Raw genomic sequence first — 14,824 nt, 5'->3', positions numbered from 1 at the left:
AAACAAATGAAAAAAGTAAAATTTTTAGCAACAGCCCTTTTCGCAACCGTATTGTTCGCCGCTTGTTCAAGTGATGACGATACCCCAAAACCAGTAAATGAAGAAGAACTGATAACCACAATGACGGTAACCCTTACACCAATGGAAGGTGGAACCCCAGTTATCTTGCAAACACGCGATTTGGATGGCGACGGCCCAAATCCTCCCGTGGTTACAGTTTCAGGAAACTTAGCAACTGGCGCCTCTTATACTGGTAGCATTATTTTGCTCAATGAAACGGAAAGCCCTGCGGAAGATATAACCGAGGAGGTAGAAGAAGAAGCTGTTGAACACCAGTTTTTTTACACAGCTAATAGCGGGCTTGATGTAACAACTGAATACTCTAATTTTGATAGTAATGGAGATCCATTGGGTACAGAATTTACACTTACAGCAGGAGAAGCAAGTTCAGGAGTTCTAACATTTACATTGCGCCACGAGCCTATAAAACCAAATACAGGTCTTGGTGATGCAGGTGGAGAAACCGATTTTGCTGCAAGCTATGATGTAACGGTAGAATAAGTTTGAATTAGAAACACTATTCTTTGTTGCACTGTGAATGCCCTTTATAAGTTTTTTTCATAAGGGGCATTTTAATTTAGAATTCTTCGTAGCGATTCAAAGATCCTAAGTTATTATAAATTACTAATGATTTATAAATAGTAATTTTGTGTTTGTAGCCAAGTGATTCAATAGAAACCGCTATGCTACCAGAACCTGAAAAAAATTATGCCTGTCAAGTCAAAGGTTTTATAAGAATATAACAATCATGCTAAAAAACGAAGCAGGGTAAATGGGTGTGTAAAGCATACCTATTACAGCCTGCGCTAGAGGTTTTTGTGTATTTGCGAGATTGCCTGAATTCTTCATATTATTTACTTTTATAACCTTGCCGGCGCATTATAAAATGTTTGTTGTTGTAATCTCGCTCAAGATAGTAACTTGATGTAGGTAGTATAGAGTAGCTTATTTACTTTTTCAGAAGATTAGCGTAGCAATATGACTTTTGGCGAAAAATATAGGCCTTATGTTGTTTTGAGTAAGTAAATTGACGTAGAATTTCGTTGATTAACAATAGGTTTAGCTTAACGCTGTTTTGACTTTTGTGAAAATTGATTTGATACGGTCTATTTTTGATGTTAAAGCTGATTCTAATTTACTTCCTAGTTGGTACTCTACTCATGCGAAGGCTTGTGGTGAGATTTACTAGAGGTAAATTGCTTCACGTTCAAGGAGGCGGAAAACACTTCTTTTAAAGGGCCGAAGTTTTACCCATTATATTATACATAGCGCCAAAATAAAGAACCTAATACTAACAATTTTGAGTGAAGCGCTTCGCGTTCGTTGCAACTCAAAAACTTAAAAAAATAAAAAATATGGCTGATAAAAATGAGGAAACCGAAAAATCAACACAACCAATTGACGCCACTCCTAGAGTGACTGGTATTGGAGGGATTTTCTTTTTTAGCGAGGATACTGAGAAAACAAAAAAATGGTATTCAGAAAATTTAGGACTTGCGACAAATGATTATGGTTCAAGTTTTGAGTTTAGAAATGCTCACCGACCAGAAGAAATCAACTACTTACAATGGAGTCCTTTTAAAGAGGGAAGCGAATATTTTTCGCCTTCAAAGAAAGAATTTATGGTAAACTATCGCGTTCAGAATCTAGAAGGGCTTTTAAAGAAACTTAGGTCCAATGGAGTAACCATATTGGATAGCGTTGAAACCTATGACTACGGTAAATTTGTTCATATAATGGATGACGACGGAAATAAAATTGAATTGTGGGAACCGGTTGATAGCGTGTTTACTGCGATGGGAGGCGAAACAACGAAATAATAGCAAGCAAAGGCTGAATGCGTAATAGTGTTTATATCTTGCTGGTATATAAATAGTTAAAGGTAAATTGGAGCTTGTGGCTCATCTGTGGTTTACGGAGCGATTAGTTCAAATTTTTAGTATGATGATGGTTGCAAATACGCTAAAATAGATTGCAGAAATGATTATTTTTAATACTATAAATAAAGAATTTATAGTACATTTGCACGCAATTAATCCATAACCACAGTCCGATCCTGTCACTTCTAGCTAGCGTTAAGCCTCGGATATTAAATTAATTGCTATGACTGCACACGACAACAAAATTATTGGTGAAGGCCTTACTTACGACGACGTACTTTTAGTGCCTGCCTATTCAGAAGTTTTACCCCGCGAAGTTTCAATTGCAACAAAATTTTCACGTAACATCACCCTAAACGTACCTATTGTTTCTGCGGCGATGGATACCGTTACCGAAAGCGCTATGGCCATTGCCATTGCTCGCGAAGGTGGTATTGGTGTGCTTCATAAAAACATGAGTATTGAGCAGCAAGCAGCCGAAGTGCGAAAGGTGAAACGCGCCGAAAGCGGGATGATAATTGACCCCGTTACCCTTCGTAAAGAAAATACCGTAGGCGATGCTCAACAAACAATGCGGGAATACAGCATTGGTGGAATTCCAATTATCAATGAAGAAGGAATATTGATTGGAATTGTAACCAATCGTGATTTGCGTTTTGAAAAAGATTTAAAACGGCCGTTGGTTGAGGTGATGACATCTGAAAACTTAGTGACAGTTGCAGAAGGAACCTCGCTAAAGCAGGCTGAAATTATTCTTCAGAAGAACAAAATTGAAAAACTACCTGTGGTTGACGACCATGGAAAACTTTTAGGCTTAATTACGTTTAGAGATATAACCAAGTTAACCCAAAAGCCCAATGCAAATAAAGATAAATACGGAAGGCTACGCGTTGCTGCAGCACTTGGTGTTACGGCTGATGCAGTTGAAAGGGCAGAGGCATTGGGAAATGCTCAGATTGATGCCGTAATTATTGATACAGCTCACGGTCATACCAGAGGCGTGGTTGAGGTTTTAAAACAAGTAAAGGAAAAATTCCCAGAATTGGACGTGATTGTTGGTAATATCGCCACCCCGGAAGCTGCAAAATATTTAGTAGATGCTGGTGCCGATGCCGTAAAGGTTGGTATTGGCCCAGGTTCAATCTGTACTACACGAGTAGTTGCTGGCGTTGGATTTCCGCAGTTTTCTGCAGTGCTAGAAGTTGCTGCTGCATTAAAAGACACCGGAGTTCCAGTAATTGCCGATGGCGGAATTAGATATACAGGCGATATCCCTAAGGCTATTGCAGCTGGGGCCGACTGTGTAATGCTCGGGTCTTTATTGGCCGGAACTAAAGAATCTCCAGGAGAAACCATTATTTACGAGGGTAGAAAATATAAGGCATATCGTGGAATGGGCTCGGTAGAAGCTATGAAAAAAGGTAGTAAGGACCGTTATTTCCAAGATGTGGAAGACGATATTAAAAAACTTGTTCCCGAAGGCATTGTAGGGCGCGTTCCTTATAAAGGCGAATTGCTTGAAAGCATGACCCAGTTTATAGGCGGTCTTCGTGCAGGTATGGGGTATTGTGGTGCCAAGGATATTCCAACCCTTAAAGAAAGTGGTAAGTTTGTAAAAATCACCTTCTCAGGTATTGCCGAAAGTCACCCGCATGATGTAACCATTACCAAGGAAGCACCCAACTACAGTAGATAGGCTGTGGTAAGTACGGTTTAGTTTTAAAAAGAATCAGTAGATAATAGAAAAGCGTTGGGGGTTTCCTGACGCTTTTTTTTATTATATGTGGTTTCAGAAGTGTTTGTTGAGGGTTTAATCAAGACCTGTTTTCGTTATCTATTTCAGCCTCCAATGCTTTTAAAATGGAGATAAAAAGCTCAAACTGTGCTTCACTTTCGATTCCCCTTGCTGGAGTGAGGATAATTTTTGAAGTATTTTCCTTCGGAATTCGTATGTAGAGCTGTTGTCCTTGTAGTTTTTTTAATACTGCGCTTTGTTCCGTTAGCTTTATAATTAGTTTCTTGTCTCCTTTAAAAATATACTTGCTCTTTATTATCTTCTTGTCAGTAGAAAATATAGATTGAAAGGTTATATCCCAGATGCTTGCGGGATATACCGATAAGCTGCGTCCGCAGGGCTTTTGCAAATGTAAGCTTATCCTAAATGGATCTGCGGTAGGAATAGCTCCGCCCACTTCATTTAAGTTGATTGAAATTTTAGAACCGTCAATTGTAAACGCGGCTCTTTTTGGCTGGTGGAACATTTTTCCAAGGCTTGAATAGACTTCTTTTAGATCTTCTTCAGTGTAAGAGCCTTTCTTTTTTCTTGAAAATTTTTTTATCAGATTCATTGTGGTGTTTTCCGAAGCTTTACCCATTTAATTTTTATACGCTTTCTTGAAAATAACTTACTTTTAGATGGCGTTTCAATGTATAATTGGCACTACTCAAAGATAAGAGTTTAAGTAATGCCAATTTAATTTGGTATAAGGTAGGCATCAATAAAAAACGCGAAGCTGTGATGCTCCGCGTTTTGTTTTTTAATAAAGATTGATGGCTTACTCGCCTTCATCTAAGGCTATGCCAAGCTCTAAAAGAATTGGATCGGTAAGATCATAGTCTGGGTCTAAGTACACTAAATCCTGCGAGGTTTGGGTAACTTGGGTGTAGTTTTGTGCTTTGGCAACCTTCTGTAAGGCTTCGCCAATTTTTTTATACAACGGTTTAAGGGCTTCTGTTTTTCTAATTTCCATAAGCTTTGCTCCATTTTGTCTAAACTTTTGGATATCTGCCTCCAAGTCCATTATGGCATCCTGCTTCTCTTTCGTCTCTTCTTCACTAAATGTTGCTTCTCCTGCTTTGTACGCCTCAACAAGTTTTTTGTACTCCTCAATTTTCTTGTTTAAATCTACGTCCATTTGTTTCCCGTAGTCTTCCAAATTGCTCTGAACACTAGCCATTTCTGGCATTCTTGATAAAATATAATCAACATCTACTGCGCCTACTTTTCCTTGGGCAAAAGTGGTTAAGCCAATAAAGAAGATCGCTATTTTTAAAAATTTCATAATATGTATGTTTATTGAATTATGAGCGCAATATTACTATAAATTTTACAAATAAAAAGCTGAGGCTCACTCTTTGTACTAGAAATATGGAGCTGTTTTTAATGGCGAGGATAGTGTAGCCCTCGGTTTTAACCATCAATGCCACGAATTGTGGAGCTCTATAGTTACTTTTCGAATGAGCAACCCCTCTTTTTGTAATTTTCCCCTTTTTTATTTTTCTTAAAGCAGTCAATCTTTTTCGTATTGTACTTTTTCATGCATCTCCATATCTTTTTTAAACTATACATAAAGCAGTGAACACTATAATTATATTAAATTCGTTTGTCTTTCTGTTATAAGTTCACGAAGCTTTTTGCTACTTTTGCGACGCTTCATAATAAATAAAAATTCAATTATCCAATAAGATGAAAAATTTTATTTCTGTATTTATGTTGGCCATTTTAAGCGCCACAACGGTTTTTTCACAAAACAAAAAAGAAGTTTTATTGACCATAGATGAAAAACCCGTCTATGCAAACGAATTTATGCGGGTTTATAAAAAGAACTTAGATCTGGTGCAGGATGAATCGCAAAAAGATGTTGACGGGTATCTTGATCTTTTTATTGATTATAAGTTGAAAATCGCCGAGGCCGAAACCCAAGATTTAGACAAAGAACCTGAATTTGAGTCTGAATTTTTAAAATACCGCGATCAGCTTTCTAGAAGTTACCTCTATGAAAACAAGATAACCGAAGAGCTTGCTAAGGAGGCCTATGAGCGAGGTAAAGAAGAAATTAATGCAACGCATATATTGATTACCGTAGATTATGAAGCCGTGCCGCAAGATACCTTAAAGGCGTATAATAAAATTAAATCTATTCGTGATAAGGCTATCAATGGGGAAGACTTTAAAGCTTTGGCCAAAAAATATTCCGAAGAGCCAGGGGCAAAACAAAGAGGCGGTGAGCTTGGGTACTTCTCGGTATTTAATATGGTTTACCCTTTTGAAACTGCAGCGTACAATACCAAAGTAGGCGATGTTTCAGAAATTATAAGAACCAGTTTTGGTTACCACATTATAAAAGTGAATGACAGAAGGAATACTGAACCCGATATTTTGGTTTCGCATATCATGATTTCAGATAAAAAAGGTGCTAGAGGTTTTAACCCGGAGGAACGCATAAATGAAATAGCAACCATGCTTAAACAAGGTGAGTCTTTTGAAAGCCTTGCAAAACAATTTTCAGACGACAAGAATTCTGGTGCAAACAATGGTAAGTTAAAACCTTTTTCTAAAGGCGATTTACGCTCCACTAAATTTGAAGACGCCGCCTACGCACTTACTAGCCCTGGTGAAATTAGCAAGCCGATAAAAACAGATTTTGGATGGCATATTATTCGTTTAGAAGAAAGACTAAAACCAAAAACTTTTGAGCAGCAAAGACCAATGCTAGAAAAGAAAGTTGGAGAAGGCGATCGATCTAAAATTGTTGTTCACGCCATCAATAACACCATAAAGGAAAAGTACGGGTTTAAGCAAGGTAACAGCTATTCGCCGTTTTTTAACACTTATTTAAGCGATGATGTTTTAAAGCGAAAGTGGGTGATGGACCCTATTGCTGCTGCTCAGGACAAAACTTTATTTACTATTGGTGATAAGGAACTGAAATATTCTGATTTTGCTAAATACATTGAAAACCGTCAAAGAACCACAAGACCGTATAGGTCTAAAGAAACATTATTGGTTCATTTCTATGATGAATTTGAGACCTTAGAATTAAAAAACTATTTTAAAGATAGACTCGCAGAAGATAATGCAGAGTATGCCGCGCTTCTTAACGAGTACCGCGATGGACTTTTAATTTTTGATGTGATGAACAAGAACATCTGGCAAAAAGGTAAAAATGACTCCATTGGGCTTCAGGAGTACTATAATAAAACTAAGGAAAACTACCAATGGAAACAACGTATAGATGCTGATGTTTACGCGGCTACTTCACAAATGATTGCCCAGAAAATTCAAAAAATGCTGGCTGCAGGAAAAGATTCCGAAGCTATTAAATCAGCCTTAAACACAGATGCAAAAGTGCAAGCTTTAGTAACCTCAGGGGTGTTTGAGGTTGATGAAGATGAATTGCCAAACAACCTTGAAATAAAAGAAGGGGTTTCTAATATATATCCTGATAACGATTCTTTTGTAGTAGTTAATGTTAAAGCAGTTATTCCATCGGGAATTAAGACCTTGGATGATGTAAGAGGAAGGGTGCTTAGCAACTACCAGAACCATCTTGAAGAAACTTGGATGCAAAAATTACATTCAAAATATAATGTAACTCTAAACAAAAAAACCTTTAAACGTATTAAGAGAAAACTGAAGTGATTCGGAGTTTTGTTTATACCATATTATTGAGTGCCCTATTGGTTTCCTGCGATTATTTTAAAAAGGAAACTAAGGGGAACGCAATTGCACGTGTTAATGACACATACTTGTATGAGGAAGATATAAGGCAATTGGTTGACGAAAATACTACCCCAGAAGACAGTACCTTAATCGTTAGCAATTATATTAATCGTTGGGCCACGCAACAGCTGTTAATTGGGCAGGCCAATATTAACCTAACGCCAGAAGCTCTTGAGCGCTATGATAAGTTGGTACATGAGTATAAAACCGATTTGTTGACCGAAGCTTATAAAAATGTAATTGTAGATAAGCAATTAGACAGTGTAATTACTGACCGGGAGTACAAGGAGTATTACGACAACAATAAAGAGAATTTTAAGCAAAAGGATATGCTCGTTAAGATGCGGTATGTTCAACTGCCTTTAAAATACGATGGGTTAGATGCTGTAAAGGAAAAGTTAGATCGTTTTGATGAGGAGGATAGGGAGGCTTTGTATGGGCAAGAATATCAGTTTGTAAACTCAAATTTTAACGATTCAGTTTGGATTAAAAAAGATGTTTTACTTAATGTGGTACCTATAATAAAGGCCAATAGTGATGAAGTGTTAAAAAAATCTAATTTCTCACAACTGCAAGATTCATTAGGGGTATATTTGGTGAAAATTGAAGATGTTCTAAATCCGAACGATACAGCGCCATTTTCCTATGCAAAGCCTACTTTGAAACAAATAATCTTGAACAAAAGAAAGCTTGAACTTATTAAGAAACTAGAAAAAGATATTACAAAAGATGCAATTGAAACAAACAATTTTGAAGTTTATAAAACTGAATAAGTTTTTAGTACTATTACTTTTTTCATCTGCAATGGTGCAGGCACAAAATGTATTGGTGCCAGACAGCACGGGTGTAGTTAAGGAAAAAGACACCCTTGTGGTTCAGCAAACCGTAAAACGTGATACCGTAAAGCCTTTTAAAAGATATAAAGCAGAAGGCGTTAGCGCGGTTGTTGGAGAATTCGTAATTCTAGATAGTGATATAGACAAAGCATATGTTGAGATGCAGTCTCAGGGCATGTCAGTTGAAGATGTTAGCCGTTGCCAATTAATGGGCAAACTGATGGAGGATAAACTTTATGTGCACCAAGCAAAACAAGATAGCTTGTTTGTTCCAGATGCCGAGATAAACGGTATGATAGACCAGCAAATTCAATATATGGTGAGCGAATTGGGAAGCGAGGAAAAAGTTGCCGCCTATTATAAAAAAGATAATTTGGCCGACTTAAGAAAAGAGCTTTTTGAAGCCAACAAAACGATGAAGCTTGCCAGACTGATGCAGGATAAGGTAATTGAAAAAGTTGAAATTACGCCTGAAGAGGTACGAACATTTTTCTTTTCAATTCCCGAAGATGAACGTCCAGTTTTCAGTGCCGAAATAGAAATAGCCCAAATTGTTGTAGAGCCTGAAATAACCCAAAAAGCCAAAGATGAGGTTATTGCTCGATTAAACGCTATGCGGGCAGATATCTTAGACAATGGCGCTAGCTTTTCTACAAAAGCGGTTTTGTATTCTAAAGATCCAGGATCCAATTCAAAAGGAGGTCTTTATACCGGTGTAAAAAGAGATTCTCCATGGGCAAAAGAGTTTAAAGATCAGGCATTCTCGCTTTTGGAAGGGGAGATAAGTGAGCCTTTTGAAACTGAATTTGGATACCATATCCTCTATGTTGAAAAAATTAGAGGACAAGAAGTAGATGTTAGGCACATCTTGATGTTTCCTGAGGTTTCGCAGGCATCCATCGATGCTGCGCAAAGCGAAATTGAAGATGTAAAAGCCAAAATAGAATCTGGAGAAATGAGTTTTGCAGAAGCTGCTCGCAAATTTTCAGACGATAAGGAAACGCGAAACAATGGCGGTCAATTGGTAAACCCGGTTACCTTCGATACAAAATTCGATTTAACAAAAATGGATCCAGCTTTAAGTGCTCAAGTTTATAACCTGGATGAAGATGAGGTTTCAAAGGTGTATACAGATCGCGATCGAACAGGTAAAAGCAGCCTTAAAATATTTACGATTACCAAAAAGTATCCAGAACATCAGGCAGATTACGCGGAAGATTACGAGCGAATTAAGGAGCTGGCGCTTCGTGAAAAACAAATTCGTAGTATTGATAAGTGGCAGAACGAAAAAATAAAAGATACGTATATTAACATCAACCAAGATTACCAAGATTGTGATTTTGCCGGGAATTGGATGAAATAAAAAATTAGAGTTTAAATATGTCAGACGTTGCAGCAGTTTCACAACTAGTTTCAAAGTACAAAGCCCTTAGGCAAGAAATAAGAAAAGTAATTGTAGGTCAAGATGAAGTGGTAGAGCAGGTGTTGCTTGCCGTATTTTCTGGCGGCCATGCATTGCTTATTGGCGTGCCGGGACTTGCAAAAACTTTGTTGGTGAACACTGTAGCAGAAGCATTGGGCTTAAAGTTTAAACGTATTCAGTTTACCCCAGACTTGATGCCGAGCGATATTTTGGGCTCTGAAATTCTTGATAATAACAGGGAATTTAAATTTATTAAAGGCCCTATTTTCGGAAACATTATTCTTGCAGACGAGATTAACCGTACACCGCCAAAAACTCAAGCTGCTCTTTTGGAAGCTATGCAGGAACGAGCCGTTACAGTCGCCGGACAGCATTATAAATTAGACCTGCCTTATTTCGTTTTAGCCACGCAAAACCCTATTGAACAAGAGGGTACTTATCCCTTGCCAGAAGCCCAATTAGACCGCTTTATGTTTGCCATAAACCTTGAGTATCCTTCTTTTGATGAAGAAGTAGAAGTGGTGAAGCAAACAACTACAGGCCAGTTGCAAAGCGTGACCCCGCTGTTTACTGCGGAAGAAATTATAGGTTTTCAACAATTAATACGAAGGATTCCTGTAGCAGACAATGTAGTGGAATATGCAGTAGGCCTTGTGGGCAAAACCCGCCCAAACAGTAATGCAGCGCCTGAAACTGTAAAGAAGTACATAGACTGGGGTGCGGGACCAAGAGCTTCGCAAAATTTGATTCTTGCGGCAAAAGCGAATGCCGCGTTACACGGTAAATTTTCTCCAGATGTGGAAGATGTTCAAAAAGCCGCAATTGGAATTTTAAGACACCGTATGATTAAAAACTATAAGGCAGAAGCAGAAGGTTTGAGTATTGAAGAAATTATTAAAGGGTTATATTAATACACTAAGGAGGCGCTTCAGTTTAGGATTTCTTATATCTTATCGGTTATAATTCATTATTTTGTAATAATACGCAATAAAAATTGCTGTAATTTGAATAATGTATATTAATAAACCAAGTCCGTTATATATTTTTTAAATATTTCAAAATTTTGTAATTTTGTTGAACTTGTGTTGCCCGTATTTTCGGTAGCATATTACTTCAAAAACAACTAAAAACATACAAGAATGGCATTTGATATTGACATGATTAAAAAGGTTTACTCCCAAATGGCGGAACGTGTTGACAAGGCACGTGAAATCACAGGAAAACCATTGACACTTTCCGAAAAAATACTGTATTCCCACTTATGGGATGGCAATCCGAACAAAGCGTTTCAGCGAGGTAAGGATTATGTAGAGTTTGCACCAGACCGAATTGCGTGTCAAGATGCAACCGCACAGATGGCGCTTTTGCAGTTCATGCAAGCAGGAAAGAAGAATGTGGCAGTGCCAACTACGGTTCATTGCGATCACCTTATCCAAGCTAAACAAGGCGCCGCAGCCGATTTGATGCGCGCAAATGAAACCAGTAACGAAGTTTTTGACTTTTTAGAATCTGTTTCTAATAAATACGGAATTGGTTTTTGGAAGCCCGGAGCTGGAATTATTCACCAAGTTGTTCTTGAAAACTATGCATTTCCAGGTGGAATGATGATTGGTACCGATAGCCATACCGTAAATGCTGGTGGGCTAGGAATGGTAGCCGTTGGTGTAGGAGGGGCAGATGCCGTAGATGTAATGGCAGGAATGCCTTGGGAACTTAAATTCCCGAAATTGATTGGTGTAAAACTTACGGGTTCACTTAACGGATGGACCGCTTCAAAAGATGTTATTCTAAAAGTAGCAGGAATTCTAACCGTAAAAGGTGGTACAGGTGCTATTGTTGAATATTTTGGGCCAGGAGCTAAAAACCTTTCCTGTACTGGAAAAGGAACTATTTGTAATATGGGTGCCGAAATTGGCGCTACGACTTCAACTTTTGGTTATGACGATTCCATGGAGCGCTTTCTACGTGCCACAGATCGAGAAGATATTGCAGACGAAGCAAATAAAGTTCGCGAATATTTAACGGGCGATGACGAAGTTTATGCAGACCCAGAAAAATACTTCGACGAAGTAATTGAAATAAACCTTGATGAGTTACGTCCACATTTAAACGGGCCTTTTACGCCAGATTTGGCAACTCCAGTTGGTCAGCTTCACGAAAGTGCAAAGAAAAACGACTGGCCAATTAAAGTAGACTGGGGCTTGATAGGGTCTTGTACCAACTCTTCGTATGAAGATTTATCGCGTGCCGCCTCGATAGCGCAGCAAGCGATTGATAAAAAGATTATGCCTAAAAGTGATTTCGGTATAAACCCTGGGTCTGAACAAATTCGATTTACCGCCCAACGTGATGGTCTATTAGATGTTTTCTCAAACTTAGGCGCCACGATATTTACCAACGCTTGCGGTCCGTGTATTGGGCAGTGGGATAGAAGTGATAGAAAAGGAGACGAAAAGAATACAATTGTACATTCGTTTAACAGGAACTTCTCAAAACGTGCCGATGGAAACCCAAATACGCATGCTTTTGTAGGTTCTCCCGAAATGGTTGCGGCCATTGCAATCTCAGGACGATTAGACTTCGATCCTATGACAGACACCTTGCTCAACGAAGATGGAGAAGAAATTAAACTGGATGAGCCTGTTGGTCTTGAGCTTCCGCCAAAAGGATTTGCGGTTGACGACAATGGTTACTTGGCCCCGCGTGCAGATGGAAGTAGCGTTGAAGTTAAAGTTGCTACAGACAGTGAACGTCTGGAGTTGTTAGAGCCTTTTGTGCCTATTAAAGACTCAGAATTACAAGGCGTAAAATTGTTGATTAAAGCTTTCGGAAAATGTACCACAGACCATATTTCTATGGCCGGACCTTGGTTGCGTTACCGTGGACACTTGGACAATATTTCAAACAATACATTGATTGGAGCCGTAAACGCTTTTAACAAGAAAACAAACTTTGTTAAAAATCAGTTTACTGATGAGTATGGCGGAGTACCAGACGTACAGCGCGAATATAAAGCCAAAGGCGTTAAGACTATCGTTGTGGGAGATCATAACTATGGAGAGGGTTCTTCTCGTGAACACGCTGCTATGCAACCAAGATTCTTGGGTGTTGCCGCAGTTCTTGTTAAATCTTTTGCACGTATCCACGAAACAAACCTGAAAAAACAGGGAATGTTGGGGCTTACATTCGCCAATGAAGCAGATTACGATTTAATTCAAGAAGACGATACATTCAACTTTGTTGATATTGCAGATTTTGCAGAAGGTACACCTTTAACAATCGAAATTGTACATAAAGACGGCAGTAAAGATACTATTAAAGCCAACCACACTTATAACAAGGCGCAGATAAAATGGTATCGTGAAGGTTCTGCATTAAATTTGATTAAAAAGCAGAACGCTTAATCCTTACACCTATTAGCACCTCTCCTTAAGAAAAGGGGAGGTGTATTAGGTGATAATTTTCATTAGCTTGAAGAAATTTTTTAAGAAAAACTGGAGTAACATCCTGTTTTTTGTTTTTGTAGCCCTTATGATTATTCCGCAAACACGGATGCCTATTCAGGTTTTTGTGCAGCGACTGATTTCTTTTTCACCATCTGAAACAAAACAAGAGGATAGGGAGCTATTAGAAGACTACAATTGGAGCCTTACTCAATTAAACGCTGGTGAGGTGAATTTCTCGCAGTCTAAAGGGAAGCTTACTTTAGTGAATTTCTGGGCTACTTGGTGTCCACCATGTGTAGCCGAAATGCCATCGCTCCAAAACCTATATAATGAATATGGTGACAGGGTTGATTTCTATTTTGTTACATCAGAGAAGCCGGAAAAGGTAAACACTTTCATGGCGAAAAACAACTACTCGCTGCCAACCTATTTACAGCAGTATGAGGCTCCCGAAACCCTTCAATCTAGGGCCTTACCCACTACATACCTCATTTCGAAATCGGGTGAAATTATCATTAATGAAACTGGTGCGGCAGACTGGAACAGCAAAAAGATGAGAGCTTTATTAGATGAGCATTTAGCTGATTAAAACGATAAGAATCTCCAAATGCTATTTTTCTAAAATAAGCGACTCTTACTTTTGAATACTAGGGTCTAAACATAGCCTTATACCACGATTTTAGAGAAATTTTTAAGATGTCCTTGTTCTCTTTGTTTTCTTGAATTTGTAAAAGTTGAACACTTTGAAGTTCTAAATATGGATTGATACATGTTTTACCTCAGTAAAACCATCAATTCACTTTGGTTGTACCTGAGTTTGTCAAGGCCAAATCTCTCCAGGTTGTCGTTGGCAACCATAATTGATTTACTGATAATACTCTGAAGGAGTTTGACTTTAATAATCTTACACAAACATAGTGCAGTGTTGGGTTCCAATGTCTCAAACAAGCAAGAGCCCGGAAGTGGTTTCAATATTGAAAAAATACGTGCTCAAACGCTGTAATACCTCCTTGATTCCAGATAGAATTTTTCCAACTTACATATGCGAAATCTTATTTCTTAAAATATTTTAATGGAGGAAGGAGCATTCCAAAGCATTCCCCTTTTTCTTTGCCCAAATGTTTGTGGTGCATTTTATGGGCTCTTCTAATACCGCGTGCGTACCAATTGTTCGCATTTCGAAATAATTTAAATCGTTGGTGTATAAAGATGTCATGAACAAAAAAATAGGCTAAACCATAAGCGAATATGCCTAAGCCAATGGGCAGTCCTGCCCAAAAATCATAGTAGCTCCAGCTAATAAAACAGCCTATACTAATCATAGCATAAAACAAAAAGAAGTAATCATTGCGCTCCCACCAACTGTCGTGATCTTTGCGGTGATGGTCCTTATGGAGCTTCCAAAGAAAACCGTGCATGACATACTTATGGGTAAACCACGCCATAAACTCCATGATACAGAAAGTAGTAACAAAAATTAATATCCAATAAACTGTATTCATTCTTAACTCTTAATTTAATACAATGCTATGCGAAAAGCCTTGACGTAAAATCATTCAATTGCCATCTTAGTACATTCATTGCGTATCGGAAGTTTTTGATTTTTAGCCGTTTTCAAAAATGCCTGCATGTTTTGTAAACTTATCAAAAGCGCTTGAATATATTAATAAATTTGT

At 38.2% G+C, this 14,824-nt stretch carries 12 protein-coding genes; 9 read left to right on the top strand and 3 right to left on the bottom strand.

All coding sequences use genetic code 11. The features are described 5' to 3' along the window. Window positions 1-6 precede the first annotated feature (6 nt). From QPK98_RS06280 to guaB, 3 genes are all read left to right on the top strand, one after another. The gene (locus QPK98_RS06280; RefSeq protein WP_310992237.1) at window positions 7-561 is read left to right on the top strand and encodes a type 1 periplasmic binding fold superfamily protein; all 555 of its coding nucleotides are present in this window, start codon (window positions 7-9) and stop codon (window positions 559-561) included. 854 nt (window positions 562-1,415) lie between these two features. Further along, entirely contained in the window at window positions 1,416-1,880 is a 465-nt protein-coding gene (locus tag QPK98_RS06275) for a VOC family protein (RefSeq protein ID WP_310992236.1), read from the top strand. 283 nt (window positions 1,881-2,163) lie between these two features. Further along, window positions 2,164-3,636 carry an IMP dehydrogenase gene (guaB, locus tag QPK98_RS06270; protein ID WP_310992235.1) on the top strand — a complete coding sequence of 491 codons (1,473 nt, stop codon included), beginning with the start codon at window positions 2,164-2,166 and terminating at the stop codon, window positions 3,634-3,636. Between the two features lie 118 nt (window positions 3,637-3,754). Here guaB and QPK98_RS06265 read toward each other — a convergent pair whose 3' ends face one another. Together QPK98_RS06265 and QPK98_RS06260 are read right to left on the bottom strand one after the other, a co-directional pair. Beyond that, window positions 3,755-4,288: a hypothetical protein gene (locus QPK98_RS06265; RefSeq protein ID WP_310992234.1), complete on the bottom strand. Its 534-nt coding sequence runs from the start codon at window positions 4,286-4,288 to the stop codon at window positions 3,755-3,757. 207 nt (window positions 4,289-4,495) lie between these two features. After that, window positions 4,496-5,002, bottom strand: coding sequence for an OmpH/Skp family outer membrane protein (locus QPK98_RS06260; protein WP_310992233.1), 507 nt, complete (start codon window positions 5,000-5,002; stop codon window positions 4,496-4,498). A gap of 404 nt (window positions 5,003-5,406) precedes the next feature. Between QPK98_RS06260 and QPK98_RS06255 the strand changes: the two genes are divergently transcribed. The 6 genes from QPK98_RS06255 (at window position 5,407) to QPK98_RS06230 (ending at window position 13,737) form a co-directional block, all read left to right on the top strand. Continuing rightward, window positions 5,407-7,362, top strand: a complete 1,956-nt coding sequence (locus QPK98_RS06255; RefSeq protein WP_310992232.1) for a peptidylprolyl isomerase — start codon at window positions 5,407-5,409, stop codon at window positions 7,360-7,362. Continuing rightward, window positions 7,359-8,216: a peptidylprolyl isomerase gene (locus QPK98_RS06250; protein WP_310992231.1), complete on the top strand. Its 858-nt coding sequence runs from the start codon at window positions 7,359-7,361 to the stop codon at window positions 8,214-8,216. Before QPK98_RS06255 ends, QPK98_RS06250 begins: the two co-directional genes overlap by 4 nt. Further along, on the top strand, window positions 8,173-9,642 hold the full coding sequence (locus QPK98_RS06245; RefSeq protein WP_435373090.1) for a peptidylprolyl isomerase: 1,470 nt from the start codon (window positions 8,173-8,175) through the stop codon (window positions 9,640-9,642). Before QPK98_RS06250 ends, QPK98_RS06245 begins: the two co-directional genes overlap by 44 nt. Window positions 9,643-9,659: 17 nt before the next feature. Beyond that, complete coding sequence (locus QPK98_RS06240) at window positions 9,660-10,613, top strand: AAA family ATPase (protein WP_310992229.1); 954 nt, start codon at window positions 9,660-9,662, stop codon at window positions 10,611-10,613. Between the two features lie 228 nt (window positions 10,614-10,841). Beyond that, window positions 10,842-13,106 carry an aconitate hydratase gene (locus QPK98_RS06235; RefSeq protein ID WP_310992228.1) on the top strand — a complete coding sequence of 755 codons (2,265 nt, stop codon included), beginning with the start codon at window positions 10,842-10,844 and terminating at the stop codon, window positions 13,104-13,106. A 67-nt stretch (window positions 13,107-13,173) separates the two neighbouring features. After that, the gene (locus QPK98_RS06230) at window positions 13,174-13,737 is read left to right on the top strand and encodes a TlpA family protein disulfide reductase (RefSeq protein ID WP_310992227.1); all 564 of its coding nucleotides are present in this window, start codon (window positions 13,174-13,176) and stop codon (window positions 13,735-13,737) included. Between the two features lie 463 nt (window positions 13,738-14,200). On the opposite strand, the gene QPK98_RS06225 is transcribed toward QPK98_RS06230, so the two are convergent. After that, window positions 14,201-14,650 carry a sterol desaturase family protein gene (locus tag QPK98_RS06225; RefSeq protein ID WP_310992226.1) on the bottom strand — a complete coding sequence of 150 codons (450 nt, stop codon included), beginning with the start codon at window positions 14,648-14,650 and terminating at the stop codon, window positions 14,201-14,203. Window positions 14,651-14,824 lie beyond the last annotated feature (174 nt).

The organism is Aequorivita marina, assembly GCF_031631895.2.
GTDB lineage: Bacteria > Bacteroidota > Bacteroidia > Flavobacteriales > Flavobacteriaceae > Aequorivita > Aequorivita marina.
The sequence above is the reverse complement of the archived record's forward strand: the minus strand, read 5'-3'. Positions and strand labels throughout refer to the sequence as shown.